The organism is Streptomyces similanensis, from assembly GCF_039543625.1.
Lineage (GTDB): Bacteria > Actinomycetota > Actinomycetes > Streptomycetales > Streptomycetaceae > Streptomyces > Streptomyces similanensis.
In genome coordinates, this window is sequence record NZ_BAABKC010000014.1 from 1 (window position 1) to 24,333 (window position 24,333).

Annotated in this window: 27 protein-coding genes; 9 read left to right on the forward strand and 18 right to left on the reverse strand. The window is 73.6% G+C overall.

Annotated elements, in window-relative coordinates; genetic code table 11:
- Window positions 1-44 precede the first annotated feature (44 nt).
- Window positions 45-593, reverse strand: a complete 549-nt coding sequence (locus ABEB07_RS05820) for a DUF6328 family protein (protein ID WP_425588958.1) — start codon at window positions 591-593, stop codon at window positions 45-47.
- A 105-nt stretch (window positions 594-698) separates the two neighbouring features.
- On the opposite strand from ABEB07_RS05820, the gene ABEB07_RS05825 reads away from it, so the two are divergent.
- Complete coding sequence (locus ABEB07_RS05825; RefSeq protein WP_345667310.1) at window positions 699-1,064, forward strand: hypothetical protein; 366 nt, start codon at window positions 699-701, stop codon at window positions 1,062-1,064.
- Window positions 1,065-1,097: 33 nt separating this feature from the next.
- Here ABEB07_RS05825 and ABEB07_RS05830 read toward each other — a convergent pair whose 3' ends face one another.
- From ABEB07_RS05830 to ABEB07_RS05850, 5 genes are all read right to left on the reverse strand, one after another.
- On the reverse strand, window positions 1,098-2,081 hold the full coding sequence (locus ABEB07_RS05830; protein WP_345667311.1) for an aldo/keto reductase: 984 nt from the start codon (window positions 2,079-2,081) through the stop codon (window positions 1,098-1,100).
- A gap of 79 nt (window positions 2,082-2,160) precedes the next feature.
- Window positions 2,161-2,883 carry a TetR/AcrR family transcriptional regulator gene (locus tag ABEB07_RS05835; RefSeq protein ID WP_345667313.1) on the reverse strand — a complete coding sequence of 241 codons (723 nt, stop codon included), beginning with the start codon at window positions 2,881-2,883 and terminating at the stop codon, window positions 2,161-2,163.
- On the reverse strand, window positions 2,880-4,373 hold the full coding sequence (locus ABEB07_RS05840) for an MFS transporter (protein WP_345667314.1): 1,494 nt from the start codon (window positions 4,371-4,373) through the stop codon (window positions 2,880-2,882). The genes ABEB07_RS05835 and ABEB07_RS05840 overlap by 4 nt, the downstream gene beginning before the upstream one ends.
- 129 nt (window positions 4,374-4,502) lie before the next feature.
- On the reverse strand, window positions 4,503-5,219 hold the full coding sequence (locus tag ABEB07_RS05845) for a ribonuclease H family protein (RefSeq protein ID WP_176147910.1): 717 nt from the start codon (window positions 5,217-5,219) through the stop codon (window positions 4,503-4,505).
- A gap of 108 nt (window positions 5,220-5,327) precedes the next feature.
- Window positions 5,328-5,810 carry a VOC family protein gene (locus ABEB07_RS05850; protein WP_176147911.1) on the reverse strand — a complete coding sequence of 161 codons (483 nt, stop codon included), beginning with the start codon at window positions 5,808-5,810 and terminating at the stop codon, window positions 5,328-5,330.
- Between the two features lie 278 nt (window positions 5,811-6,088).
- On the opposite strand from ABEB07_RS05850, the gene ABEB07_RS05855 reads away from it, so the two are divergent.
- Both ABEB07_RS05855 and ABEB07_RS05860 read left to right on the forward strand, forming a co-directional pair.
- Window positions 6,089-6,727: a ClpP family protease gene (locus tag ABEB07_RS05855; protein WP_345667315.1), complete on the forward strand. Its 639-nt coding sequence runs from the start codon at window positions 6,089-6,091 to the stop codon at window positions 6,725-6,727.
- 1 nt (window position 6,728) lies between these two features.
- A complete protein-coding gene (locus tag ABEB07_RS05860; protein ID WP_176147913.1) occupies window positions 6,729-7,331 on the forward strand; it encodes a ClpP family protease in 603 nt (200 codons plus the stop codon).
- 178 nt (window positions 7,332-7,509) lie between these two features.
- Here the strand turns inward: ABEB07_RS05860 and ABEB07_RS05865 are convergent, their stop codons facing one another.
- Complete coding sequence (locus ABEB07_RS05865; RefSeq protein ID WP_345667316.1) at window positions 7,510-8,073, reverse strand: helix-turn-helix domain-containing protein; 564 nt, start codon at window positions 8,071-8,073, stop codon at window positions 7,510-7,512.
- Between the two features lie 320 nt (window positions 8,074-8,393).
- Here ABEB07_RS05865 and ABEB07_RS05870 point away from each other — a divergent pair, with 320 nt between their 5' ends.
- Complete coding sequence (locus tag ABEB07_RS05870) at window positions 8,394-9,278, forward strand: RNA polymerase sigma factor SigF (RefSeq protein ID WP_176147914.1); 885 nt, start codon at window positions 8,394-8,396, stop codon at window positions 9,276-9,278.
- Window positions 9,279-9,323: 45 nt separating this feature from the next.
- Here the strand turns inward: ABEB07_RS05870 and ABEB07_RS05875 are convergent, their stop codons facing one another.
- Window positions 9,324-9,779 carry an ATP-binding protein gene (locus tag ABEB07_RS05875; protein WP_345667317.1) on the reverse strand — a complete coding sequence of 152 codons (456 nt, stop codon included), beginning with the start codon at window positions 9,777-9,779 and terminating at the stop codon, window positions 9,324-9,326.
- Between the two features lie 147 nt (window positions 9,780-9,926).
- Here ABEB07_RS05875 and ABEB07_RS05880 point away from each other — a divergent pair, with 147 nt between their 5' ends.
- Complete coding sequence (locus tag ABEB07_RS05880) at window positions 9,927-11,246, forward strand: streptophobe family protein (protein ID WP_425588959.1); 1,320 nt, start codon at window positions 9,927-9,929, stop codon at window positions 11,244-11,246.
- A gap of 73 nt (window positions 11,247-11,319) precedes the next feature.
- Here ABEB07_RS05880 and ABEB07_RS05885 read toward each other — a convergent pair whose 3' ends face one another.
- Entirely contained in the window at window positions 11,320-11,730 is a 411-nt protein-coding gene (locus ABEB07_RS05885; protein ID WP_164588500.1) for a hypothetical protein, read from the reverse strand.
- Window positions 11,731-12,043: 313 nt separating this feature from the next.
- Between ABEB07_RS05885 and ABEB07_RS05890 the strand changes: the two genes are divergently transcribed.
- Window positions 12,044-12,427 carry a nuclear transport factor 2 family protein gene (locus ABEB07_RS05890; protein WP_345667318.1) on the forward strand — a complete coding sequence of 128 codons (384 nt, stop codon included), beginning with the start codon at window positions 12,044-12,046 and terminating at the stop codon, window positions 12,425-12,427.
- Between the two features lie 141 nt (window positions 12,428-12,568).
- Here ABEB07_RS05890 and mgrA read toward each other — a convergent pair whose 3' ends face one another.
- On the reverse strand, window positions 12,569-13,561 hold the full coding sequence (gene mgrA, locus ABEB07_RS05895) for an L-glyceraldehyde 3-phosphate reductase (protein ID WP_345667319.1): 993 nt from the start codon (window positions 13,559-13,561) through the stop codon (window positions 12,569-12,571).
- A 136-nt stretch (window positions 13,562-13,697) separates the two neighbouring features.
- Between mgrA and ABEB07_RS05900 the strand changes: the two genes are divergently transcribed.
- Window positions 13,698-14,606: a LysR family transcriptional regulator gene (locus ABEB07_RS05900; protein ID WP_176147916.1), complete on the forward strand. Its 909-nt coding sequence runs from the start codon at window positions 13,698-13,700 to the stop codon at window positions 14,604-14,606.
- A 161-nt stretch (window positions 14,607-14,767) separates the two neighbouring features.
- Entirely contained in the window at window positions 14,768-15,283 is a 516-nt protein-coding gene (locus ABEB07_RS05905; protein ID WP_176147917.1) for a mycothiol transferase, read from the forward strand.
- Here ABEB07_RS05905 and ABEB07_RS05910 read toward each other — a convergent pair.
- Window positions 15,265-16,335: an adenosine deaminase gene (locus tag ABEB07_RS05910; RefSeq protein WP_176147918.1), complete on the reverse strand. Its 1,071-nt coding sequence runs from the start codon at window positions 16,333-16,335 to the stop codon at window positions 15,265-15,267. The two genes, ABEB07_RS05905 and ABEB07_RS05910, sit on opposite strands and share 19 nt — an antisense overlap.
- A 56-nt stretch (window positions 16,336-16,391) precedes the next feature.
- Window positions 16,392-16,799, reverse strand: coding sequence for a VOC family protein (locus ABEB07_RS05915; protein ID WP_164588506.1), 408 nt, complete (start codon window positions 16,797-16,799; stop codon window positions 16,392-16,394).
- A 231-nt stretch (window positions 16,800-17,030) separates the two neighbouring features.
- Here ABEB07_RS05915 and ABEB07_RS05920 point away from each other — a divergent pair, with 231 nt between their 5' ends.
- On the forward strand, window positions 17,031-17,738 hold the full coding sequence (locus tag ABEB07_RS05920; RefSeq protein ID WP_345667320.1) for a dienelactone hydrolase family protein: 708 nt from the start codon (window positions 17,031-17,033) through the stop codon (window positions 17,736-17,738).
- Between the two features lie 49 nt (window positions 17,739-17,787).
- Here the strand turns inward: ABEB07_RS05920 and ABEB07_RS05925 are convergent, their stop codons facing one another.
- From ABEB07_RS05925 to ABEB07_RS05945, 6 genes are all read right to left on the reverse strand, one after another.
- Complete coding sequence (locus ABEB07_RS05925; RefSeq protein ID WP_345667321.1) at window positions 17,788-18,693, reverse strand: aldo/keto reductase; 906 nt, start codon at window positions 18,691-18,693, stop codon at window positions 17,788-17,790.
- 90 nt (window positions 18,694-18,783) lie between these two features.
- Window positions 18,784-19,926, reverse strand: a complete 1,143-nt coding sequence (locus ABEB07_RS05930) for an LLM class flavin-dependent oxidoreductase (protein WP_164589452.1) — start codon at window positions 19,924-19,926, stop codon at window positions 18,784-18,786.
- A 176-nt stretch (window positions 19,927-20,102) separates the two neighbouring features.
- Window positions 20,103-20,657 carry an NADPH-dependent FMN reductase gene (gene ssuE, locus ABEB07_RS05935; RefSeq protein ID WP_345667322.1) on the reverse strand — a complete coding sequence of 185 codons (555 nt, stop codon included), beginning with the start codon at window positions 20,655-20,657 and terminating at the stop codon, window positions 20,103-20,105.
- A gap of 320 nt (window positions 20,658-20,977) precedes the next feature.
- Window positions 20,978-21,061 carry a putative leader peptide gene (locus tag ABEB07_RS39160; protein WP_425588963.1) on the reverse strand — a complete coding sequence of 28 codons (84 nt, stop codon included), beginning with the start codon at window positions 21,059-21,061 and terminating at the stop codon, window positions 20,978-20,980.
- A 370-nt stretch (window positions 21,062-21,431) separates the two neighbouring features.
- Window positions 21,432-23,261, reverse strand: a complete 1,830-nt coding sequence (locus tag ABEB07_RS05940) for an FG-GAP-like repeat-containing protein (protein ID WP_345667323.1) — start codon at window positions 23,259-23,261, stop codon at window positions 21,432-21,434.
- A gap of 67 nt (window positions 23,262-23,328) precedes the next feature.
- Entirely contained in the window at window positions 23,329-24,048 is a 720-nt protein-coding gene (locus ABEB07_RS05945) for a hypothetical protein (protein ID WP_345667325.1), read from the reverse strand.
- Between the last annotated feature and the right edge of the window lie 285 nt (window positions 24,049-24,333).

Sequence of the window (24,333 nt, forward strand, 5' to 3'; positions counted from 1 at the left end):
CGCCCCGCGCCCCGCGCCGGCTCACCGGGACGTTCGGCGGCGCCTCACCGGGACGTGTAGCGGCGCCGCGTCCACAGCGGCAGCACGAACCAGCACAGCAGATACCAGGCGACCACCGGCGCGAGCAGCCAGGGCACGAAGTCGTCGTGGGTCGCCACCCGCATGATCAGCAGCAGCGCCGAAGTCATGGTGGCCAGCAGCAGGACGAGGCCGACGAAGGTCAGCCGGGACGCCCAGCGCACCGCCTGCGGCTTGACCCGCCGCCCGGACACGAGCCGGTGCAGGGAGACCGGGCCGATGAGGGCGCCGGTCGCGGTCGCGCCCAGGACGACCGTGACGAGGTATATCGTCTGGTCGGTGTGGCTCAGCGTCTCGTACTTGGGCTGGAAGACCACGGTGAGCAGGAAGCCGAAGAGGATCTGCACGCCCGTCTGGGCCACCCGCACCTCCTGGATGAGCTCCCCCCACATCCGGTCGGCCCGCTCCTCCTCGCTCTCGTCGCGCCCCCGCCGCCGCGCCTCGTCCGCACCCGATCCGGCCACCGTCACTCCGCTCTCCCGTTGCCGCAGATTCGTTCCGTCGTCCTCGCGCATTCCCCGAGGACGGCGAATCCTGCCTGGTCGGTGCCTGTTTGAGCGATCGGCCGCCGGTTACACGGTCCGGTGACAACGGCAGCCCAGTCGAGGAGGTCCTGGCCGATGCCCGGCACGCAACTCACGGTGACACTCAGCGGCGGCGAAGCCGCCGACGCCCAGGCGATCGTCAGGGCTCTGGAGGATTCCTTCGGAGCGCCCGACGACCTGCCCGGCGACGACAAGGCGACCGTCCGCACGGCCACCTTTTCCGCGGCGGCCGAGGGGGCGACCGGCCGGCCCGCGACGGCGGAGTCCGGCGGCACGCACGGGGCCGGACGGCTCTCCGCGCCCGTCACCGTCACCGTCCAGGGCACGCCGGAGGCCGTGGCGCGGGCCAGCGACACCCTGGCCCGCGCCTTCACCGCGCACGACGAGGGCGCGGCGGCCGGCGACCAGGAGCAGGAGCGGCAGCTGCGCCTGGAGCCGTGAGCGCGGCCGGGCGCCCGCCGGCCGGCGGGCCGGCTACCAGCGAGGCTCGACCTGGTCCTTGACGCGGCGCTCGTACAGGTCCCGGATCGCCGTCAGGGTCTCCTCGCTGAGCGGGGGCATCTTCCCGGCGGCCGCGTTGGCGCGGGCCTGCTCCGGGGAGCGCGCGCCGGGGATGACGGTGGTGACGCCGGGCTGCTGGATGATCCAGCGCAGCGCCAGCTGGGCCGGCGTGCACCCCTCGGGGGCCAGCGCGGCGAACTCCGCCGCGGCCTCCACACCCGTCTCGTAGTCGACGCCGGAGAAGGTCTCGCCCTGGTCGAACGCCTCGCCGTGCCGGTTGTAGGTGCGGTGGTCGTCGGCGGCGAAGACGGTGTCCTTGGTGTACTTGCCCGACAGCAGCCCGGAGGCCAGCGGGACCCGCGCGATGACGCCGACGCCCGCCTCGCGCGCGGCGGGCAGCACCTCGCGCAGCGGCTTCATCCGGAACGGGTTGAGGATGATCTGCACACTGGCCACGCCCGGCCGGGCGATCGCGGTCAGCGCCTCGGCGCAGGTCTCCACGCTGACGCCGTAGGCGGCGACGCGCTCCTCTGCCACCAGGGTGTCCAGGGCGTCGAACACCTCGTCGCTGGAGTACACCGGCGTCGGCGGGCAGTGCAGCTGCACCAGGTCGATCCGGTCGACGCCGAGGTTGCGCCGGGAGCGGTCGTTCCAGGCGCGGAAGTTGTCCAGCACGTAGTTCTGCGGGATCTGTTCCAGCCGGCGGCCCATCTTGGTGGCGACCAGCACGTGCAGGTCCGGCCGGGAGCTGAGGAAGGTGGCGATGGTCTGCTCGCTGCGGCCGTCGCCGTACACGTCGGCGGTGTCGAGGAAGGTCACGCCGGACTCGGCGGCGGCCTCCAGTACGGCGAGGGCTTCCTTGTCGTCCACGTCGCCCCAGTCGGCGCCCAACTGCCAGGTGCCGAGCCCGACGACCGACGCGTGCTGGTGCGACCTGCCGAATTCACGTTCGTCCATGGGGCCAGTCTGGCACCCGGGGGCCGTACGACCCCCTCGGCGGCCCGGACCGGGGCGGCAGCTCACCCGGGCAGGGGCGTCACCCGGGCAGGGGCGTCAACTGGGACTGCACGGCGGGCGCGTACCGCGCCACGAGGTCGTCGAGCGCGCTCGCGCGCAGCCGGGGCCCGCGCGCGATGCCGTACATCGCGCTCAGCCCGAGCAGGACGCCGACGGCGAGTTCGGCGCGCAGCGCGGCGTCCGGGCCGGTGAGCCGCTCGGCGAGGCGTTCGGTGACCTGGGTACGGAAGTTGGCGCGCAGGACGTCGCCGCGCTCGCCGTGCAGGGGCGCGAAGACGATGCGCAGGATCGGATCGGCGCCCCTGTCGCGCTGACCGGACAGGACGTGGCGGACCATGTGGGCGCCCAGCTCGTCCAGGGGTGCGTCGAACAGGCCGGCCGCGTCGGCCTCGAAGGACATGACGCGGGCGAAGAGGGCGTCCTTGGAGCCGAAGTACTTGAGGATCAACGGCGGGCTGACACCGGCGCGTTCGGCGATCGCCCTGAGCGTGATGCCGGTGTGGCCCTGCCGGGCGAGGAAGTACCGGGCGGCGGTGAGGATGGCCGTCCTGGTCGCCTCGGCGTCCCGGCGGCCGGGCCCGGCCGGGTGCGGCGCGGCTGAGTCGGCGGCTGAGTCGGCGGGCGGGTCGGTGGGTGAGTCGGTGGGCGGCGCGGAAGCCGTCGGCGAGGCGGCCGGTCGGGGGAAGGCGGTCGGCGGGGTGGAGGCGGCCGGCGGGGTGGAGGCGGCCGGCGGGGTGGTCATGCCTCCTCCAGCGCCTGCTCGCGGGGTTCCGGGGTGCGGCCGGCGGCGCGGCGGGTGCCGGCCCGCTCCTGGTCGCCCGGGATGGTGAGGGCCGCGGCGCACGCGGCGAGGGCCACGGCGGCGGCCATCGCGAAGGCGAGCAGATAGCCGTGCAGGGTGGGCACGGACGTTTTGCCGAGGAGGCTGCTGTGGTGCACGAGGACCGCGGCGACGGCGGCGCTGGAGACGGCCTGGCCGATGGTGCGCATCAGCACGTTGACGCCGTTGGCGGAGGCGGTCTGGGCGGCCGGGACGGCCCGCAGGATCAGGGTGGGCAGCGCGGAGTAGGCGAGGGTGGTGCCGGTCGCCACGACGGTCGCGCCGAGGATGATCATCCACAGGTGGCGGCTGTCGGCGATCCGCAGCACATAGCCGCAGGCGATGACCGCGGCTCCGAGCGCCAGCGTGATCCGGGGGCCGCGGGCCGCCGAGATGCGTGCCGACAGCGGCGAGAACAGCAGCATGGTGACACCGCCCGGCAGCAGGCACAGGCCGGTGGCGACGAGGGAGAGGCCGAGCCCGTACCCGGTGGCCTTCGGCGCCTGCACCAGCTGCGCCGTGACGAGGGAGTTGGCGTAGAACGCGAAGCCGGTCAGCAGAGCGGCCACGTGCGACAGGCCGACCCTGGGCCGGGTCACCAGCCGCAGGTCGACCAGCGGCCGGGGCGTGCGCAGCTGCTGCCACCACCACAGGGCGAGCACGACGACGGCGGCGAGGAACAGTCCCAGCACCCGCTGCCCGGTCCAGCCCCACTGGCTGCCCTGGGAGACGCCGAGCAGCAGGCACACCAGACCGGCCGCCAGGCCGAGCGCGCCGAGCACGTCGAACCGGCCGGGCTCGCGCACCGGCGACTCGCGCACCGCCCACCACACCCCGGCCACGCCCAGCGCGCCGAGCGCGCTGGTCAGCCAGAACATGGTGTGCCAGTCGGCGTACTGGACGACCAGAGCGGCCAGCGGCAGACCGAGCGCGGCGCCGATGCCGACGGTGGAGCTCATCAGCGCGACCGCCGATCCCCGGCGCTCCGGCGGGAGTTCGTCGCGCAGGATGCTGATCGAGAGCGGCACGACGGAGGCCGCGGCGCCCTGGAGGGCGCGGGCGGTGATGAGCACGGCGATGTCGGAGGAGAGCGCGCACATCACCGAGCCGACGGTCATCAGCGCGAGGGCGGCGGTCAGCACCCGCCGCTTGCCGTACATGTCGCCGGCCCGGCCGAGCACGGGAGTGAGGACCGCGCCGGCGAGCAGGGTCGCGGTGACCGTCCAGGAGACGGCGCCCGGTGACGCGCCGGTCAGCCGGGGAAGGTCGGGCAGCAGGGGCACGACGACCGTCTGCATGACGGCCATGAGGATGCCGCCGAACGCCAGCACCGGGATGGTGAGCCGGTCCCGTAGGCGGGTGCCGCCGTCGGGCGCGCCGGCCGGGTCGGATATCGGTGCGGGCTGTTCCATCGGCACTCCAGCGGACGGCGCGGTATTGAGATGAGGTGAACAGCCATTCACCTTATCGGGTGAATGGCTGTTCACCAACGCCCGTTGGCCGGCGCCAGGCGCCCGGACGGAGTGCGCCGGAGCGTTCCGCTAGCCGGCGGCCGCCGCCGTACGGCACTCGGGGTGGCCCCAGCCCTGGTCGTTCTTGGCGATGGACTCACCGGCGGCGTAGGGGCGGCCGCACACGCAGCGGCCGGGGAACTTCGCCTTGATGGTGCGCGCGGACCCGGAACCGGCGGTGCGGGTCCGCGCCCCCTTGGCGGCGCTGCCGCTGCCGCCACCGGAGCGGCGGCGCGGCGCGGCGGCCGGGGCGGTGGGCGAGGCCGGCGGCTCGGGCGAGCCGAGGGCACTGCCGGCGGCCGTCTGCGCGACGGCGGCCTGGCTGGCGGCGCGGTCGGCGAAGTCGTTGAGCGGGTCGCCGTCGACCTGGTGGGCGGGGACGTAACGGAAGTCCACGGTGCGGCCGCCGAGCAGTTCGTCGATCCGCACGACCAGCTCCCGGTTGGCGACCGGCTTGCCCGCGGCCGTCTTCCAGCCGTTGCGCTTCCAGCCGGGCAGCCAGGTGGTGACGGCCTTCATCGCGTACTGCGAGTCCATCCGCACCTCGAGTGCCACGTCCGGGTCGGTCGCCGCCAGCAGGCGTTCCAGCGCGGTGAGTTCGGCGACGTTGTTGGTGGCGGTGCCCAGGGCGCCGGCCTCCCAGCGGGCCGCCGTCTCGGCGTCGTCGGAGACCACCCATGCCCAGCCGGCCGGTCCCGGATTTCCCTTCGACGCCCCGTCGCACGCGGCCACCACTCGTTCAAGCATGGGCTCGATGATGCCACGCCCGTCCGGGTGCCCCGGCCACGGTCCGGACGGGGCCCACGGCGGCCGGCCCACTCCCCCGATCGGGTGGGCCGGCCGCGCGGTCGCCCGCTACTCGCCCGCGTAGGCCCTCTTCAGGGCGGCGATGTCGAGCTTGCCCATGGCAAGCATCGCCCGGGTGGTGCGGGCCGCTCTCGCGGTGTCGGGGTCGGAGATCATGTCGGTCAGCGCGTCCGGGACGACCTGCCAGGACACGCCGTACTTGTCCTTGAGCCAGCCGCACGGGCCGGGTTCGCCGCCGTCCTCGGTGAGCCTGGTCCAGTAGTGGTCGACCTCGGCCTGGTCGGCGCAGTGGATCTGGAAGGAGACCGCCTCGTTGAACGCGAACTGCGGGCCGCCGTTCAGCGCGATGAACCGCTGGCCGTTGGCCGTGAAGTCGACGACGACCACGGAGCCGGCCGGGCCAGGGCCGGCCTCGGTGGAGCGGGTGATCCGGCCGATGGCGGACTTCTCGAACACCGAGACGTAGAAGCGCGCGGCCTCCTCGGCCTGTCCGTCGAACCAGAGACAGGTGGTGAATCCTTCGCCGGCCATGGGTGCCTCCTGCGGGCGTTTGTGGGGTTCTGTGGGGGGTGCGGGACGCCGTCATCACTGTTGACCGGCGCGCCGCCCGAAACTCATCGCCCGGTCGCGGAATTCATCCGGACGCCGGTCCGGGCGTTCTTCCGGACGCCGGTCCGGGCGTTCTTCCGGACGCCGGTCCGGGCGTTCTGCCCGGGGCGAATCTGCCGGGGGCAGAGAACCGCCCCCGGCGCCCGCTCCGCGGTCGACAGTGGTCGTGACGGCAGCCACGCCACGACGGAGGAGACCCGATGACCGCACCGACCGCACTCGCCCCGCGGGCCGAGGAGGGCGACACCCCGCCCAGCCGCTTCGACGACCACCTCGCCGCCCAACTGCTCGCCCAGCGCATCGTGTTCCTGGGCACCCAGGTCGACGAGGTGTCGGCCAACCGGGTGTGCGCGCAGTTGCTCCTGCTGTCCGCCGAGGACCCGCGCACCGACATCGGCCTGTACATCAACAGCCCCGGCGGCTCGGTCACGGCCGGGCTCGCCATCTACGACACGATGCGGCTCATCCCGAACGACGTGTCCACGCTGGCGATGGGCTTCGCGGCGAGCATGGGCCAGTTCCTGCTGACGGTGGGGGCGCCCGGCAAGCGGTTCGCGCTGCCGCACGCGCGGATCATGATGCACCAGCCGTCGGCGGGGATCGGCGGCACCGCCGCCGACATCGAGATCCAGGCGGAGAACCTGGAGTACGTCAAGCGGACCATGGAACGGCTCACGGCGCGGCACACCGGGCAGAGCGAGGAGACGATCTCGCGCGACGGCGACCGGGACCGCTGGTTCACCGCCGACGAGGCCAGGGAGTACGGGATAGTGGACCGGGTGGTGGAGTCGCTGGCCGACGTCCGCCCGGCCACGTCGCGCCGGCGGATGGGGCTGTGACATGGGGTCCTACCCGGTTCCGTACGTGATCGAGCGCACCGCGCAGGGCGAGCGGTCCTACGACGTGTTCAGCCGGCTGCTGAACGAGCGGATCATCTTCCTCGGCACGGAGATCGACGACGGCGTCGCCAACGTCGTCATCGCGCAGCTCCTGCACCTGGAGTCGGCCCATCCCGAGCAGGAGATCTCGATCTACCTCAACTCGCCCGGCGGCTCGTTCACCTCGCTCATGGCGATCTACGACACGATGACGTTCGTGCAGTCGCCGATCTCCACGTTCTGCGTGGGGCAGGCGGCCTCCACGGCGGCGGTGCTGCTGGCGGGCGGCGACGCGGGGCGGCGGTTCGTGCTGGACCACGCGCGGGTGCTGCTCGGGCAGCCGGCCAGCGGCGGCCGGCAGGGGACGATCTCCGACCTCGCGCTCCAGGCCAAGGAGATGGTGCGGGTCCGGGCGCAGGTCGAGGAGGTGCTGTCCCGGCACACCGGGCACGACGCGGCGACGCTGCGCGCCGACATGGACCGCGACAAGGTGTTCACCGCGCACGAGGCGGTGGCGTACGGGCTCGCCGACGAGGTACTGAGCCGACGCCTCGCGATGGCCTGAGGCCCGGACCCCGACCCGCAGGCCGGGCACACCGGCCGCCCCGCGCACGCCCGGTGCCCGGACGCACGGAGCCGGGCCGCCCGCACCCGGCTCCCGGTCCGGTGCGCGAGCACACGGAGCCCGGCCGTCCGCGCCCGCCCCCGCTTTGCCCGGCAGGCGGTGCGGGGGCGGGCCGGCGTCAGGCCGCCAGGCAGAGCCCGTCGACGCGGGCAGCGGCGGAGCCGCGGCCGCGGTCCGCGACGCGGCTGGTGATCCGCACCAGCTCGCCGTGGGCGAGCGCGAGCAGATCGCCGAGGCCGAGTCCGAGGGCCTGGGCGGCGGCGGCCAGCACCTCCGAGGACGCCTCCTTGCGGCCGCGCTCGACCTCCGAGAGGTACGGCATGGAGATCCGCGCCGCGTCGGCCACGTCCTTGAGCGTCCGCTCCTGAGCGAGCCGCTCCCGCCGCAGCACGTCGCCGACGAGGTCCCGCCAGAGCGGCTCCCGCACACCCCGGCCACCGGCCCCACCGACGGCCGGCCCACCGGACACGGGCCGTCCGCCGCCGAACGGTTCGCCGGCCGGACGGCCCGGAACCGGGCGGACGGCGGCCGGGCGCTCGGCCGCCGGGCGGAAGCCGCCCTGGCGGACGGTGGGCAGGTGCTCGGCGGGCGGGGTCTCCCGCGCCGGGCGGACGGCTCCCGGGCGGGTGGCCGACGGGCGCGGGGGGACGACTCGGGCTTGGTTCGGCGCTTGGTTGGTCACCTCCTCAGACTAGGAGTCCTGGACGCCCGCGGAAGGGGACGGCATTGCGCCCTGGGTGAATCACCGGCGCGGGGCAGGGCGGACGCGGTGCCGCGGGACACCGCCGCGACACCGCACGTTCCGCATGGGACGGGTCACTCGGGGTATGCGCAGGACACGCGTCGTCGCACGGCGCGGAACGGGCATGTTCTCCCGCGAGGCGGGTACCCGGGGGTCCCGGACCGGTTGGAACCGGAGCGGGAGCCGCTGGACAGACAGATGAACAGGTGAATGAAGGCCGAAGAGGCAGGGGCCGACCCGTGACTTTCGCAGGAGAGGCAATGGACACCGCCAAGACCCGGTCCGACGTCATGGTCGCGAAGACCCGGGAGAACCGGACGGACGGTGCGCCTCTGCCGACGGTCGCGGACCCGCGCGCGGTCGCCCCGCGCGACGCCCGCGAACTGTCCCGGCACTTCTTCCGTCGCCTGACGGAACTGGACGAGGGCACGCACGAGCACCAGTACGCGCGCAACACCCTCATCGAGATGAACATGTCGCTGGTGCGGTTCGCCGCCGGCCGGTTCCGCAACCGCAGCGACGACATGGAGGACATCGTCCAGACCGGGATGATCGGCCTGATCAAGGCCATCGACCGGTTCGAGCTGTCCCGCGAGGTCGAGTTCACCTCGTTCGCGCTGCCGTACATCGTCGGCGAGATCAAGCGCTTCTTCCGCGACACCACCTGGGCGGTGCACGTGCCGCGCCGGCTCCAGGAGCTGCGCGTGGAACTGGCCAGAGCCCGCGAGGAGCTGTCCAGCCGGCTCGACCGCGACCCGACCGTCGCCGAGCTGGCCACCTTGATGAACCTCTCCGAGAACGAGGTGATCGAGGCGCAGATCGCCTCCAACGGCTACAACTCCTCCTCCCTGGACGCCGCCCTGACCGGGGACGGCCCCGAGGGCGGTGAAGCGGTGCTCGCCGACTTCATCGGCGTCGAGGAGGACGGGATCAGACTCGTCGAGGACTTCCACGCGCTCGCGCCGCTGGTCGCCGATCTCAGCGAGCGGGACCGGCGGATCATTCATCTGCGGTTCGTCGAGGAGGCCACCCAGGCGGAGATCGGCGAGCAGCTCGGCTGTTCGCAGATGCACGTCTCGCGGCTGATCAAGCGGATCATCACCCAGCTGCGCCAGGGCATGCTGGGCGACCTGAACAGTGCCTGAGGACCGGCCCCGCGCCGCGACCCGGTCGCGGACTCAGCGGCGGACTCAGTCGCGGCCGAACCGCACCAGGGCGCGCACACGTTTGCCGACCGGGACCCGGTCGGCGGTGACCTCGGCCGCCAGCGCGTGCACGATCTCCAGACCGTGCCGGCCGATCCGCTCGGGGTCGCGCGGGTAGCGCCGGGGCAGCGCGGCGCTGCTGTCGTACACGCACACGCTCACCGAGCTGTCCGTGCCCTCCAGCTCCAGGATGTAGGGGCCCTCGCTGTGCCGGTCCGCGTTGGTCACCAGCTCGCTCACCACCAGCAGCAGCGCCTCGCCCGAGCCGCGGCCGATCGGCGCGCACCACTCGGTCCTCAGTTCCTCCAGGAAGCGCGCGGCGAAGGAACGCGCCTCGGCGATGCACCCGGGTTCGCCGGTGTAGTGCGTCGCCCGCCGGAGCGGTTCCACGGGTATGTCGAAGCCAGTGGGGATCACTGCCCCGCCCGGTTGCTCGATCATGCGTTTCTCTCTCGGAAGCCGGTCCGACCGGACGCTACTGCACCTGTCCTGTTACCCACAGCCGCGCCCGGCACTCCCCGGCGTCCCGGTCGGCGCGGACGGACCTCCCGGCGGGCGTGCGGACGGGGCGCTGCTTAGCGTGACAGCGTGAGCCGCCCACCGAACCGCCCCGCCGTCCCACCGGCCTCCCCCGCCCCGCGCCCGCCCGCCTCGGCCGCACCGGTCACCGTCCGCCCCGGCTGGGCGCCCGCCCTGGTCACCGTGGTCGGCGCGATGGCCGCCATGGGCGTGGTGGCGGCGCTCGGGCTGTGGGCGGCCGGCGCCGCAGACCTGCCCGACGACGCCTTCTGGCGGGTGGTCGCGGCGACGATGGTCACGGCGGTCGGCGGGAGCATGGAGCTGTCGGGCGACGCGGGAGCGCTGGCGCGGACGCACGCCGGGGTCACGGTGCTGCCGCTGTCGGTCACGCTCACCGGGGCGCTGCTGGTCGGCGCCGGGTTCCTGTGGCCGTGCCGGCACCGGGCGGTGGCGGGGGCGGGGCAGCTGGCCCGGTGGGCCGCCCGGATCGCCGTGCTGTGGCTGGCGGCGCTGGTCGCGCTGGCGTTCGCCGCCCGCCAGACCTTCGCCGTGGACCTGGGCGACGGGGTGCTGGGGGCGATCGGCGAGCTGTTCGGCGCGCGGCCGCGGGTCGGCTTCACCACCGATGTGCCGCTGACGGCCGGCTTCGGTCTGCTGTGGCTGCTGGGCGTCCTGGCGATCGCCCTGCTGGTGGCGCGCGGGGCTCCGCTGCCGGCCCGGCTGCGCCGCCCGCAGGCGTCGGCGCGTCCGGTGGCGTACGCCATGGTGGTGCTGCTGCTGGCGTACGTCGCCGTGGGGCTGGTCGTCGCGCTGGTGACGGCGGCCACCCGCGGGCACCCGGCCCAGACGTTCGCCCTGATCCTGCTCGGGCTGCCGAACCTGACCTGGCTCGCCCTGACCATCGGTCTCGGCGCCACCTGGAACGGCAGGGTGGACGGCCCCTTCGGACTGCCGGCGCCGCACCTGCTCGACGAGGTGCTGCGCACGCCGGACGTCTCCACGCTCAACCTGCGCACGCTGGCCGAGCACGACCACCGGGTGTGGTGGCTGGTGACCGTCGACGCGGTGCTGCTGCTCGCCGCGGCCTTCCTGGCGGCGACCCGCTCCCCGGCCCGGCTGCGCCTGTGGGAGCACGCCGTGCGGATGGCGGCGGCGCTGGTGCTGACGGTGCTGCTGATCTGTCTGACGGGCCGGATCTCCGCGCACTACGGGCTGTCCCTGCTCGGCATCGGCGACGTGGGCGGCGGGCTGTCCGGTGAGCTGCTGCTGCGGCCCCGGCTGTGGTCGGCGCTGGGCCTGGCCGCGCTGTGGGGCCTGGCCACCGGCCTCCTGGGCGCCCTGCCGGCCCGCCTGGTCCCCCGCCGGCACCGGGGCACGGGCAGAACCTGACGCCCGTCTCCCGGGCCCCGCCGGCGCCGCACGGGCGGTGGCGGGACCCTGGGCGGTCACCGCGGCGGGGCCGTCAGGCCATCGGCAGCAGCAGGGCCGGGATGGTCCGCTGCATGCGCAGCGCGTCCACCGACTCCGCCAGCAGCTCGTACTCGGTGGTCTCGTCGCCGGCGGCGATCCGCACCAGCCGGCCGCCGGCCAGCTCGTCGGCCACGAGTTCCTGGCGGACCGGGTCGGCGCACCAGGAGCGCAGGATGCCGGGCACGTCGGGCACGGTGTCCGCCACCGGCATGAGGGCGCCCGAGGGGACGTAGGGGGTGTCGGGGCCGGGGTCGAGCCGCTCGGCGATCCAGGACGCCCGGTCGCGCAGCCACCACAGGGCCAGGGCCAGGGTGGGCGCCCGGTAGGTGCCGAGCGGTACGCCGATGCGACGGCCGTCGCACACGCCGTACCCGGTCACATGGCACAGGAATTCGTCGTGCACTGCTCCTCCCCCGTGGCAGGGTTCGCCTGCTGGTCGTGCCTCGTTCTCGGTGCGGCTCCTGTGCGGTTGAACGTCCCTGACGTTCGAGTATGTTGACTCCTGAAACAGTGTCACCATGACTTTTTGGCCAGTCTCTTGGCATATTCCGTGGGCTTCTTGGCCAGAACCGCACGGACCCGCCGCCGACCGGGCATTACCCCGGCGGTAATCGACCCCCTCCCAGCTGCCCGGGCATGGTGGAGCCATCGGATCGCCGGTCACGGAGGTCCGGGCACCGACCAGAACCGACCCCCTCGATGGAGGCTGATTCCCCATGTCCGCACAGACCGACCGCTACGAGACCGCCGTCGCCCGCTACCTGGAGGCCTGGAACGCGAGCGGGCCCGAGACGCTGGAGAAGGCGGTCGCCGCCGCCTGGACGCCCGACGGCGGCTACACCGACCCGCTCGCCGACGTCAGCGGCCACGAGCAGATCGCGGCGCTGATCACCGCGGCGCAGGGCCAGTTCCCCGGCTTCGCCTTCCGGCTCAGCGGCGGCGTCGACGGCCACCACGACACCGCGCGCTTCTCCTGGGAGCTGGTGAGCGCGGCGGACGGTTCGGCGCCGGTCGCCGGGTTCGACGTGATCACCCTGGACGAGGAGGGCCGCATCCGGTCCGTGCTCGGCTTCCTGGACCGGGTGCCGGCCGGGGCGTGAACCGAGCCGGCGACACGGAAACGGCCGTCCACCCCACGGGGGGTGGACGGCCGTTCGCCGTCGGCGCGGAACCGGGTCACTCGGGCCCGGCGGCGCGGACCGGTGCGTCCTGGCTACGGACGGCGGACCGGTCGGCCCTCGCTACGGACGTACGAGGGCGTCGATGCGGGCCAGTTCCTCCGCGTCGAAGTCCAGGTTGCCGATGGCGGCGACGCTGTCCTCCAGCTGCCGCGGGCTGCTCGCGCCGACCAGGGCCGAGGTCACCCGGCCGCCGCGCAGCACCCAGGCCAGCGCCAGCTGGGCCAGCGACTGGCCGCGGGACTCGGCGACCTCGGCCAGTGCCCGCAGCCGTCCGACCAGCTCCCCGGTCACCGCGTCGGAGTTGAGGAAGGGGCTGTCGCTCGCCGCGCGGGAGTCCTCGGGGATGCCGTCGAGGTAGCGGCCGGTGAGCAGGCCCTGCTCCAGCGGGGAGTAGGCGATGGAGCCGATCTCCAGCTCGTCCAGCGTGTCGAGCAGGCCCTCCCGCTCGGGCCGCCGGTCGAGCATCGAGTAGCGCGGCTGGTGGATGAGCAGCGGGGTGCCCAGGTCGGCGAGGATCCGGGCGGCCTCGCGGGTCTGCGCGGCGGAGTAGTTGGACACGCCGACGTAAAGCGCCTTGCCCTGCCGCACCGCGGTGTGCAGCGCGCCCATCGTCTCCTCCAGCGGAGTGTCCGGGTCGGGGCGGTGCGAGTAGAAGACGTCGACGTACTCCAGGCCCATCCGCTTCAGGCTCTGGTCCAGCGAGGACAGCACGTACTTGCGCGAGCCCCATTCGCCGTACGGGCCGGGCCACATCAGGTAGCCGGCCTTGGTGGAGATCACCAGCTCGTCGCGGTACAGCGCGAAGTCGGCGCGCAGCGCCTCGCCGAGCGCGCTCTCGGCGGCGCCGGGCGGCGGACCGTAGTTGTTGGCCAGGTCGAAGTGGGTGACGCCGAGGTCGAAGGCGCGGCGCAGGATGGCGCGCTGGGTCTCGACCGGGCGGTCCGGGCCGAAGTTGTGCCACAGGCCGAGCGACAGCGCGGGGAGCTTGAGGCCGCTGCGTCCGGTGCGCCGGTAGGGCATGTCGGCGTAACGGTCGGGGTGGGCGGTGTACAACGCGACTCCATGAGGGGTTCGGCACAGAGATGACCGGTTCCGGCGGGGCCGGTTCCGGTGTCCCACTCTCGCGCGACCTGCGGGCAGTGGTCCAACAGAAGAATCCGATGGAACTGAGCGGATACAGTTCTCAATCATGGAACTGCGCCATCTGCACCACTTCGTCGCCGTCGCCGAGGACCAGCACTTCACCCGGGCGGCGGAGCGCCTGATGGTGTCGCAGTCGGGTCTGTCGGCGTCGATCCGGGCCCTGGAGCGCGAGTTGCAGACCACGCTGTTCGTGCGCACCACCCGCCGGGTGACGCTGACGGAGGCCGGGCGGGCGCTGCTCGGCGAGGCGGAGCGGATCCTGGCGCAGGTGCGGGCGGCGCACGAGGCGGTGGCCGCGGTGCAGGGCGTGCTGCGCGGCACGCTCTCGCTGGGCACCGAGCAGTGCATCGCCGGGGTGCACGTGGCCGGGCTGCTGGCTGCCTTCCGGCGGCGGCACCCGGACGTGGAGGTGCGGCTGCGGCAGGCCGGGTCCGGGGCGCTGGCGGAGGGGGTCGCGGCCGGACGGCTCGATCTGGCGTTCGCCTACCGGACCCGCCCGGACACCGACCAGTTGCGCTCGGTGGCCCTGGCGGGCGAGCCGCCGACCGTGCTGTGCCATCCGGGGCACCGGTTCGCGGCGGCGGGCGCGGCGCTGGGGCCCGAGGACGTGAGCGGCGAGGTCTTCGTGGACTTCCACCCGGACTGGGGCCCGCGCCGCACCACGGACGCGGCCTTCGCCGCGGCGGGCGTCCGGCGCACGGTGGCCCTGGAGGTCAACGACGTGCACAGCCTGCTCGACCTGGTGGACGAGAACCTGGGCATCGCCGTGGTCCCCCGGCACTTCCGGCACAAGCGGCCCGCGCTGACCGCGCTGCCGTTCAAGGGCGTCGGCGAGACGGCGTACGAGACGGTGGCGCTGCTGCCCGCCGAGCAGGCCACCAGCCCCGCGGCCCGGGCGCTGATCGAGCTGCTGGAGGCCGAGGGCTCGTTCGCCCGCGAGTTCCCGCTGCCTTGACCCGTCGTCCGGTGAGCGTTCCCTGACCCGCCGCCCAGTGGGCGTTACCTGACCCCGCCGTCCGGTGGGCGGGCCCGACGGCGGCCGGGATCGGGGTCGGGGACGGGATCGGGATCGGGATCCGGGACGCGCGGGCGGCCGCGATGCGCGATGGTGGACGCATGCATGCAAAGGACATCCTCATCGACGGCTACGGCCGTATCCAGGAAGAAGTCCACGCCGTGGTCGACGGTCTGTCCGCGACCCTGCTGAACGCGCGCCCCGCCGAGGACGCCAACTCCGTGGCCTGGCTCCTGTGGCACCTCACCCGGGTCCAGGACGACCACTTCGCGGACGCGTTCGACCTCGAACAGGTGTGGCTGGCGCAGGACTGGGAGCAGCGCTTCGGGCTCGGCCTGGGCCGCGAGGAGACCGGGTACGGGCAGACCCCGGCCGAGGTCGCCAAGGTGCGGGTCGACTCCGGCGACCTGCTGACCGGGTACTACGACGCCGTGCACGAGCAGAGCCTGCGGGCGCTGCGCGGCCTGGCCGCCAAGGATCTCGAACGCGTCGTGGACGAGAACTGGGACCCGCCGGTGACCCTGGGCGCGCGCCTGGTCAGCGTCCTGTCCGACGATCTCCAGCACGTCGGACAGGCCGCCTTCCTCAGGGGGCTGCTTCAGAGCGCGGCGGCGTAACCCGGCAGGATCACGTCGTCGATGAGGGCCCTGCGCTCGTCGAACGGGAGGAACGCGCTCTTGACGGCGTTCACCGTGACGGTGCGCAGGTCCTCGACGCCCCAGCCGGCCTGCTCGACCAGCAGGGACATCTCGCGGGTCATCGTGGTGCCGGAGACCAGGCGGTTGTCGGTGTTGAGGGTGACCCGGAAGCCGAGGTCCTTGAGCGCGGTGATCGGGTGGTCGGCGATCGACGTGGCGGCGCCGGTCTGGAGGTTGGAGGTCGGGCACATCTCCAGGGCGATCCGGCGGTCGCGCACCCAGCCGGCCAGCCGGCCGAGCTTGCCGTCCACGATGTCGTCGGTGATGCGCACCCCGTGCCCGAGGCGCTGGGCACCGCACACCTGGAGGGCCTGGTGGATGCTGGGCAGGCCGTGCGCCTCGCCGGCGTGGATGGTGAACGGCACGCTCTCGCGGCGCAGGTGCTCGAAGGCGGCCAGGTGGTCGGCGGGCGGGAAACCGTCCTCGGCGCCGGCGATGTCGAAGCCGACCACGCCCGCGTCGCGGTAGGCGACGGCCAGGTCGGCGGCCTCGCGGACCCGGTCGAACATCCGCATGCCGCACAGCAGGGTGCCGACCCGGACGGGCGTCCCGGCGGCCGCCGCCTTGGCCATGCCGGCGGCGAGACCCTCCTGCACGGTCTCGACGACCTCGGCGAGCGACAGCCCGCCGTCGGTGTTCAGCTCGGGGGCGTAGCGCACCTCGGCGTAGACGACGCCGTCGGCGGCGAGGTCGAGGACGTACTCCTCGGCGGTGCGCAGCAGGCCCTCGCGGGTCTGCATGACGGCGAGGGTGTGCTCGAAGGTGGCGATGTAGCGGACCAGGTCGCCGGAGTTGGCGGCCTCGTAGTACCAGGCGGCCAGCTCGTCGGGGTCGGTGGTGGGCAGCCGGTGGCCGACCGCGGCCGCGAGCTCCACGACGGTGGCGGGGCGCAGGCCGCCGTCGAGGTGGTCGTGCAGGACCGCCTTGGGGAGGCGGCGGAGGGTTTCGGTCTCGACGCGGGGCGCGGTCATGGGTGTTTCCTCGGGCAGGTGGGTGGGTCGGGTGGTGGCGGGCGGTGCGGGGCGGGTCAGCCGGCGGCCGGCTGGAGCAGGTCCCAGCGGTTGCCGTAGAGGTCCTGGAAGACGGCGACGGTGCCGTACGGCTCGTGCCGCGGCTCCTCCAGGAAGGTCACGCCCGCCGCGCGCATCCGGGCGTGGTCGCGGGCGAAGTCGTCGGTGTGCAGGAAGAACCCGACCCGTCCGCCGGTCTGGTCGCCGATCCGGGTCCGCTGCCGCTCCCCCTTGGCGCGGGCGAGCAGCAGTGCGGTGCCGGTGTCCCGGCCGTCCTCGGCGGGGCCGGGGGCGACGACGACCCAGCGGGAGCCGTCCGGGCGGCCGGTGTCCTCGACGAGCCGGAATCCGAGGGCCTCGGTGTAGAAGCGGATGGCCTCGTCGTAGTCGTCGACGACGAGGGTGACCAGGGCGACGCGTCTCATCGGGGCCTTTCGGGAGGGGCGATTGACGGGTGAGGTTATACGTAAAACTTGTCGGACGCCAGTTCGTTCCCGCGGGCGTGCGGCCGCACGGTGACGCGGAGCCTCTTCGCCGCCTCGCGCGCGGGGGCGTGGCGCGGCGGGCGTGGCGCGGTAGGGATACTCCCGGGAGGGAATTCCGTCCGTCACCCATGGCGCACGCGCCGCCGCGAGAACGCACAGGAGCTGAGCACGATGCCCGAGCGGCCCACGACCACCGAGACGCCGGCCCGCCAGAACGTCACCTTCCCGAGCGCCGGGGCCACCGCTCACGGCTATGTGGCGCTGCCGCCCTCCGGCCGCGGCCCGGGCGTCCTCGTCATCCAGGAGTGGTGGGGCCTGACCGGCCACATCGCCGACGTCGCCGACCGGCTCGCCGCCGAGGGTTTCGTCGCCCTGGCCCCCGACCTGTACGGCGGCAGCGTGGCGCACGACAGCGAGGAGGCGGGGCGGATGATGAAGGCCCTCCCGGTCGCCCGCGGCGTCGACCTCCTCGCCGGCGCGGTGGACCACCTGCTGTCCCGACCCGAGGTCACCTCGGACACGGTCGGCGCGGTCGGCTTCTGCATGGGCGGCGGCTTCGTGCTGTACCTGGCGGCCGTCGACCCGCGGGTGAGCGCCGCCGTGCCGTTCTACGGCGTGATCCAGGGCGAGCTGCCGGACTTCTCCGGTCTGCGCGCCCGCGTCCTGGGCCACTACGGCGAACAGGACGCGAGCGTGCCCCCGGAGAAGGTGGAGGAGCTGCGCGAGACGATCCGGGAGCAGACCGGGACGGCCCCGGACCTGCGCCGCTACCCGGCCGGCCACGCCTTCTTCAACGACCGCAGGCCCGCCTACGAGCCCGGCTCCGCCGACCGCGCCTGGCGCGACACCGTCGCCTTCCTGCACGAACGGCTCGGCTGACCGGGCCCCGGCGGACAGCGGGCAGCGGACAGCCGGCAGCGGGCAAGGCTCAGGCGGCCGCGGCGTGCAGCGCGTCCAGCCGGGCCAGCTCCGCGTCGGTGAGACGGATGGCGCCGGTGGCGACGTTCGCGACCAGGTGGTCGGGGTTGCCGGTGCCCGGGATGGCCAGCACGTGCGGCCCCCGGTGCAGGGTCCAGGCGGTCCTGATCTGCACGGGCGTCACCCCGTGCGCCCGTGCCACGGCCGCGATCACCTCGTCGCCGCTCTCGGCCGCGCCCAGCTCCCCGCGCTCCCCGGCGATCGCGTAGAACGGCACGAAGGCGATCCCCTGCTCCCCGCACCGGCGCAGGAGTTCGTCGGCGGCGGGGGTGCGCAGTCCGAGCCCGAGACGGTTCTGCACGCTCACCACCGGCGCGATGGCCTGCGCCTCGGCCAGGTGCCGGGGGTGCACGTCGGAGAGGCCGAGGTGCCGGATCAGCCCCGCCTCGCGCAGTTCGGCGAGCGCGCCGAAGTGCTCGGCGACGGAGTCCTGGCGCATCCGGCGCAGATAGACCAGGTCCAGGTGGTCGCGGCCGAGCTGGCGCAGGTTCTCCTCGACATGGCCGCGCAGCTGCTCGGGCCGGGCGGCGGTGCCCCACTCGCCGTCGTACTCGCGGTGCGGGCCGACCTTGGTGGCGATGAGCAGGTCGTCGGGGTACGGGGCCAGCGCGCTGTTGATCAGTTCGTTGGCGGAGCGCAGCGCGGAGAAGTAGAAGGCCGCCGTGTCGATGTGGTTCACCCCGAGTTCGACCGCCTTGCGCAGCACGGCGATCGAGCGCGTGCGGTCGCTCGGGACGCCGAGGTGGAAGGCGGCGGAGCCGGTCAGGCGCATGGCGCCGAGCCCTATGCGGTGGACGGAGTGGTCGCCGAGTTTCCAGGTGCCCGCGGCGTCCGCGGTGATCGTTTGCGAGGTCATCGGCGGAGTGTCGCACACCGCCCGCCGCGGGCGCGCCGGCGGTCGCGGGCCGGGGCGCGTCCGCGCGCCCGACCGTCCGCGGACCGGTCCTCAGCCGGCGAACGGCACGGGCGCCGCCCGCGCCGCCTCCCGGTCCGCCGGGTGGCGCCACAGGCCCTGGGCGGCCAGGCGCGGCAGCACGCCCTCGCCGAACCAGTACGCCTCCTCCAGGTGCGGGTATCCGGAGAGCACGAACTCGTCGATGCCGAGGGCGTGGTACTCCTTGATCCGCTCGGCGACCTCGTCGTGGCCACCGACCAGGGCGGTGCCGGCGCCGCCGCGCACGAGTCCGATGCCGGCCCACAGGTTGGGGTGGATCTCCAGGCCGTCGCGACCGCCGCCGTGCAGCGCCAGCATCCGCCGCTGCCCCTCGGACTCGCTGCGGGCGAGTCCGGCCTGCACGGACCGCACCGTCTCGGGGTCGAAGCCCGCCAGCAGCCGGTCGGCCTCCGCCCACGCCTGTGCGGCGGTGTCCCGGGTGATGACGTGCAGCCGGATGCCGAAGCGCAGGGTGCGGCCCCGCTCAGCGGCGAGCCCGCGGAGCCGGGCGATCTTCTCGGCGACCTGCGCGGGCGGTTCGCCCCAGGTGAGGTACACGTCGACGTGGCGGGCGGCGATCTCGCCCGCGATCGGCGAGGACCCGCCGAAGTAGATCTCGGGCACCGGGTCGGGCACCCGGGCGAGCCTCGCGTCCTCGACCCGCAGGTGCTCACCGTCCAGGTCGACGCTCTTGCCGTCCCACAACTTCCGTACGATCTCCAGGAATTCGCCGGTGCGGCGGTAGCGGTCGTCCTTGTCGAGGAAGTCGCCGTAGGCCCGCTGCTCGTGGCTCTCGCCGCCGGTGACCACGTTCAGCAGCAGCCGGCCGCCGCTGTGCCGCTGGAAGGTGGCGGCCATCTGGGCCGCCAGGGTCGGGGAGACGAAGCCGGGCCGGAAGGCGACCAGGAACTTCAGCCGCTCGGTGTGCCGGCTGACCATCGCCGTGGTCAGCCAGGCGTCCTCGCACCAGGCGCCGGTGGGGGTGAGCGCGCCGACGAAGCCGAGGTCCTCGGCGGCCTGGGCGATCTGGCTCAGATAGGCGACGGTCGGCGGCCGGTCGCGGCCCGAGGCGGTGGCCGGGGTGCCGTGGCCGCCGCCGACCACGTGACGGCTGTCGCCGTTGGTGGGCAGGAACCAGTGGAAGGTGAGGGACACGGGGGTCTCCGATCGCGCGACTTCTGAGGAGCGGGGGGTGCGGGTTCGGGAACTCGGCGCGCGGCAGCCGCCGTCGGCGGTCGCGGCAGTCGGCGTCCGGACGGAACCCGGCTGCCGGCCCGGCGGCGACGGCCGAGCCTCCTCGTCGTCGGCGAGCACCCGTACGGCCATGTCGCTCAGCTCGCCGCGGCCAGCAGCGGTGTGCGGCCGAGGGCGGCCGAGAACTGGTCGACCACCTGGGCGAGCGCCTCGTGGGCCGCGGGCGCGACGGTCAGCGCGCCGTCCTCGTGCACGGTGATGTCCGTGTCCAGGGTGAACCAGCCCTGCACGATGTGCGCCGCGCCCATGGAGTTCAGGACGGGCCGCAGGGCGTAGTCGATGGCGAGGACGTGCGCGACGGAGCCGCCGGTGGCCAGCGGCAGCACCGTCTTCCCGGCGAGGGCGTACTGCGGGAGCAGGTCGAGCAAGGCCTTGAGGACCCCGGAGTAGGACGCCTTGTAGACGGGCGTGCCGACGACGACGCCGTCGGCGCGGGCGAACAGTTCGGTGGCCTCGACGATCGCCGGGTGCCGGAAGTCGGCGCCGAGCAGCGCCTCGGCCGGGACGGTGCGTACGTCGAGCGGTATGACCTCGTGGCCCTGTGCGGTCAGCCGCTGGTCGAGGTGGCGCAGCAGGCGATGGGTGCGCGAGGAGACGGAGGGGCTGCCGGAGACGGACAGGACCGTGGCCATGGTGATCCTCTTTCTGAGAGGTGCGGGGCGGTTCCGGCAGGCCGGGCGCGGCGCGCCGGCCGGCGTCGTCGGTGAGGCCGGGGCGGGCGGGCACGGCGGCGGACTCCTGCTCGCGGAGAACGACGGGGAATCGAGGGCGCCCGGGACGACGCGGCTTTCCCGCACCCGCCGGACCCGGCGGCCGGCCCCGGGCGACGAGCGCGCGGGACGGCGCGGGATTCAGGCGGTGCGGCGAAGAGGCGCGGTACGGTGAACGCGCGGCGGGAGGACGGCCCTTCGGGCGAGGGCCGTGGCCGCCGGGCGGGAGAAGGGGCGGCGGATCAGACCGCGAGGCAACAGGAGGCGCTGGAGACGCGCGCGAGGTCGACATGGCGTCGCCGCGTGAGGTCCAGTCGCATCATCATGTCGCCGATCGTGGCAGCCACCGCCGAACACAGTCAAGAAGAACCCGACCGGTCTCGCATCGCGGACCACCGGTTTTCACGTCCTGGCCAGGGCCGGGCGGGTGATGTCGGCCGATGTGGTTCCGTCCGGAACAGCCGGGCCGGACGGACTGTCCGTCGCCGCGCGATCCGGACGGAGCCGGGCCGTGTCGGCGTCCGCTCACGCATCGCTCACGTGTCTCGACGCAGCTCATGTCGTCCGCCGGGCGACGGAAGCCTTCGAAGCCGCCGTCCCGACCGGCCGGTCCGCCGAATCGAGGATCATGCCGGTGCCGCTCGGCGCGGCGACCGACGGGCGGGCCGTGGTGCGGCGGTGGAGGTCCGTCCGGGGTCACCGGGTCCTGAACCGGCGGTACAGGTTCCGGGCCACGTACACCCCCGGACCGCCGAAGCCGACGATGTCGACGCGTCCGTCGCCGGTGACGTCGGCGAGGAACCGAGGGTGGCGGTCGACCCTCCAGGCGCCCGCGGCGTCGCCGTATCCGAAGCCCCGGCACACCAGTTGAGCCTGCTCGAACCGGCCGTCGCCACGGCTGTGCGACACCCAGACCCCCTCGTCGCCGAAGCCGACGATGTCCGGGGCGCCGTCACCGGTGACGTCGGCGAGGAACCGGAGGTGCTTCCCGCTCGACCATCCCTGGGAGGTCCCGAAGTCGTTCAGGACGAGCTTCGAGGGCTCGAACGTGCCGTCGCCGCGCCCGTGCGCCACGACGACGCCCTGGGGGCCGAACCCGACGATGTCCAGCGCCCCGCCGCCGGTGGCCGCGACCAGGAACCGGGGGTGCTCCTCGACCGAGCTCCACCCCTGGTCGACTCCGAAGTCGTCCAGGACGTAGAGAGGTTCGGCGAACGTGCCTTCCTCGTCCTGGAGCGACACCCAGACGCCGTCGTCGTGGCAGCCGACGATGTCGAGCCGGCCGTCCCCGGTGGTGTCCACGAGGAAACGGGGATGCTTGTCCACGAGCCAGCCACCCGCCTTCTCGCCGTGCCCGAACGCCTTGAGGGCGGGTTCCTCGGCGAGCGGGGCGAACTTTCCTTCCTCGTCCTGGAGCGACACCCAGACGCCGTCGTCGTGGCAGCCGACGACGTCGAGCCGGCCGTCCCCGGTGGTGTCGACCAGGAAACGGGGATGCTTGTCCACGAGCCAGCCACCCGCTTTCCCGCCGCGCCCGAACGCCTTGAGCGCCAGTTCGCCACCCGGGGGCGCGAACGTCCCGTCCTCGCCCGAGGAGGAGACCCGAACACCGTCGTCGGCGAGCACGACGACGTCGGTCCTGCCTTCGCCGGTCGTGTCCGCGAGGGTCCACAGGTCCGTGGGATGCGAGGAGGGCGCGGCCTCGTGCAGGACACGTTCGTCGTCGAACGTCCCGTCCCCCCTGGAGGACGACGTCACGGCCCCCTTCGCGGGCTTGAGGCCCACGATGTCCTCTCGTCCCGCTCCCGTGGTGTCGGCGAGGAACCGCGCGCCGGGCCCGGCCCACCAGCCCGGCCGCCCGTCGGGAGAGCGGTTGCCCCCCTCGCTCCTCCACCCGCCGGCGGCCTGGTCGCTGCCGAACCGCTCCAGGACCAGCAGCACGTCGCTGAAGGAGGGCGCCGCGTCGGGAACGGGCCGCAGCGAGGCCGAGCGGACCAGTCGCCAGGACCGGCGGCCGTTCCAGTGATCCAGCGCCCCCCAGCGCAGGACCGGGTCGCTGACGCGCTCGGGCCCGGCCGGGACGAACCGCCACCGCTGGCTCTCCGCGCCGTCGTCGTACTCGCGCAGGACGACCCGGGTGTCGTCCTCACCGGGGTCGGCGAGGTCGAGGACGGCGCCGTGGGCCACGCCCTCGATGAAGTAGAGGCCCGCCTCGCCCTCGACGGGAACGACGTGCCATTGCTGGCCCTTCTTGCCGTCGGCGGCGTCCCACTGGCGGACACCGCCGTCCGCGGCGGCGGGATCGTCGAGCGCCTTGCCGCTGACCGCGTTGAGGATCACGTATCCCTGATCGTCCTGCGCGCCCTGCACAGGGGTGAGCCGCCACCGCTCGGGGCACGGGCCGTCGTCGGGGAAGTCGCGGACGACGAGCGCCCCGTCCGCGCCCGGCGCGGCCCTGCCGCCGAGGGTCTTCCCCGTGGCGGCGTTGACGATCTCCAGCTTCAGTTCTTCCGTGGGCACGGGCATCGTGGTGCCTCTTCCAGGCGGTGCGGACGTTGGCTCGGGACGGGAACGGCTCGGCGGTGGCCGCGGATCACGTGAAGACGTGGTGGTACGGGACGTTCCACTCGCTGGGCAGCCGGGGGTAGAACGTGTTGATGACCGTCCCGGTGAAGTCCCCGCCCCAGTTGTAGGTGAGGCGCGCCTCACTGCCGGCCGTCACCGCGTGGTCCTTGAACCCGAGGATGGCGTCGGGGTGGGTGATGGGCACGAAGGTGATCCCGCCCCACGGCGTCACCGTGACGACCCAGAGCTGGGTGTCCTCGGCCGCGCCGTTCTTCCCGCGCCACTTGTCGCCGACCTTGCCGGGGAGGCCGACCTGGACGGTGTCGGCCGTGCTCTTCGGGGCCTCCTGGTGGGCGGTGACGCGCCTGCGCTGCGGCTTCGGCGTGCCGTCGTCGCCGCGCCCGGCCTCGGTCTCGGCCGCGTCGGCGGGCTTGGGCTTCGCCTGGCCCGCGGCGCTCTCCAGGAAGTACAGCGGTCGCTGACCGAAGAAGCCGCCGGGGGTGATGTACCAGAGGTGGCCCTGCTCGTCCTTGGTGGCCGGATCGAGCGTGGTGGACAGCTGGATCCCCTTGTCGTGGCTCTCCGCCTTCAGCTCGGCGGGTCGCAGGTAGCCGCCGTTGAAGGCGTGGACGAGCATGACCGGCCGGTTCTCGACCAGTGCGGCCACGATCGCGTTGTCATAACTGTTCACCGCCACCGGGCCGCCGACCACCAAATTCGCCATCGCCGTGCGTTCTTGGGTGTACATCGCGGAAACCTCACCTGTTCTGGATATGGAGGACAACGCGTCGGGCGCTCAGTCCAGTGATCTATCACGCGGCATTACCGAGGACGCAACCGATCCCGGAAGAAATGGCCAGAAAACTGGCGAATGGCCGAAATGAATATCCATCGCTTCGTCAACGCCGCAGGTCAGATTACTCGTGAGCAGGACGAAGAAAAGCTGCCGATCAGATGATCGGCAGCGCTCACGAATTTCCCTACCGCGCCCTCGAAGGCAATCGATGAAACCTGGTCACCCGATTGAGCGTGC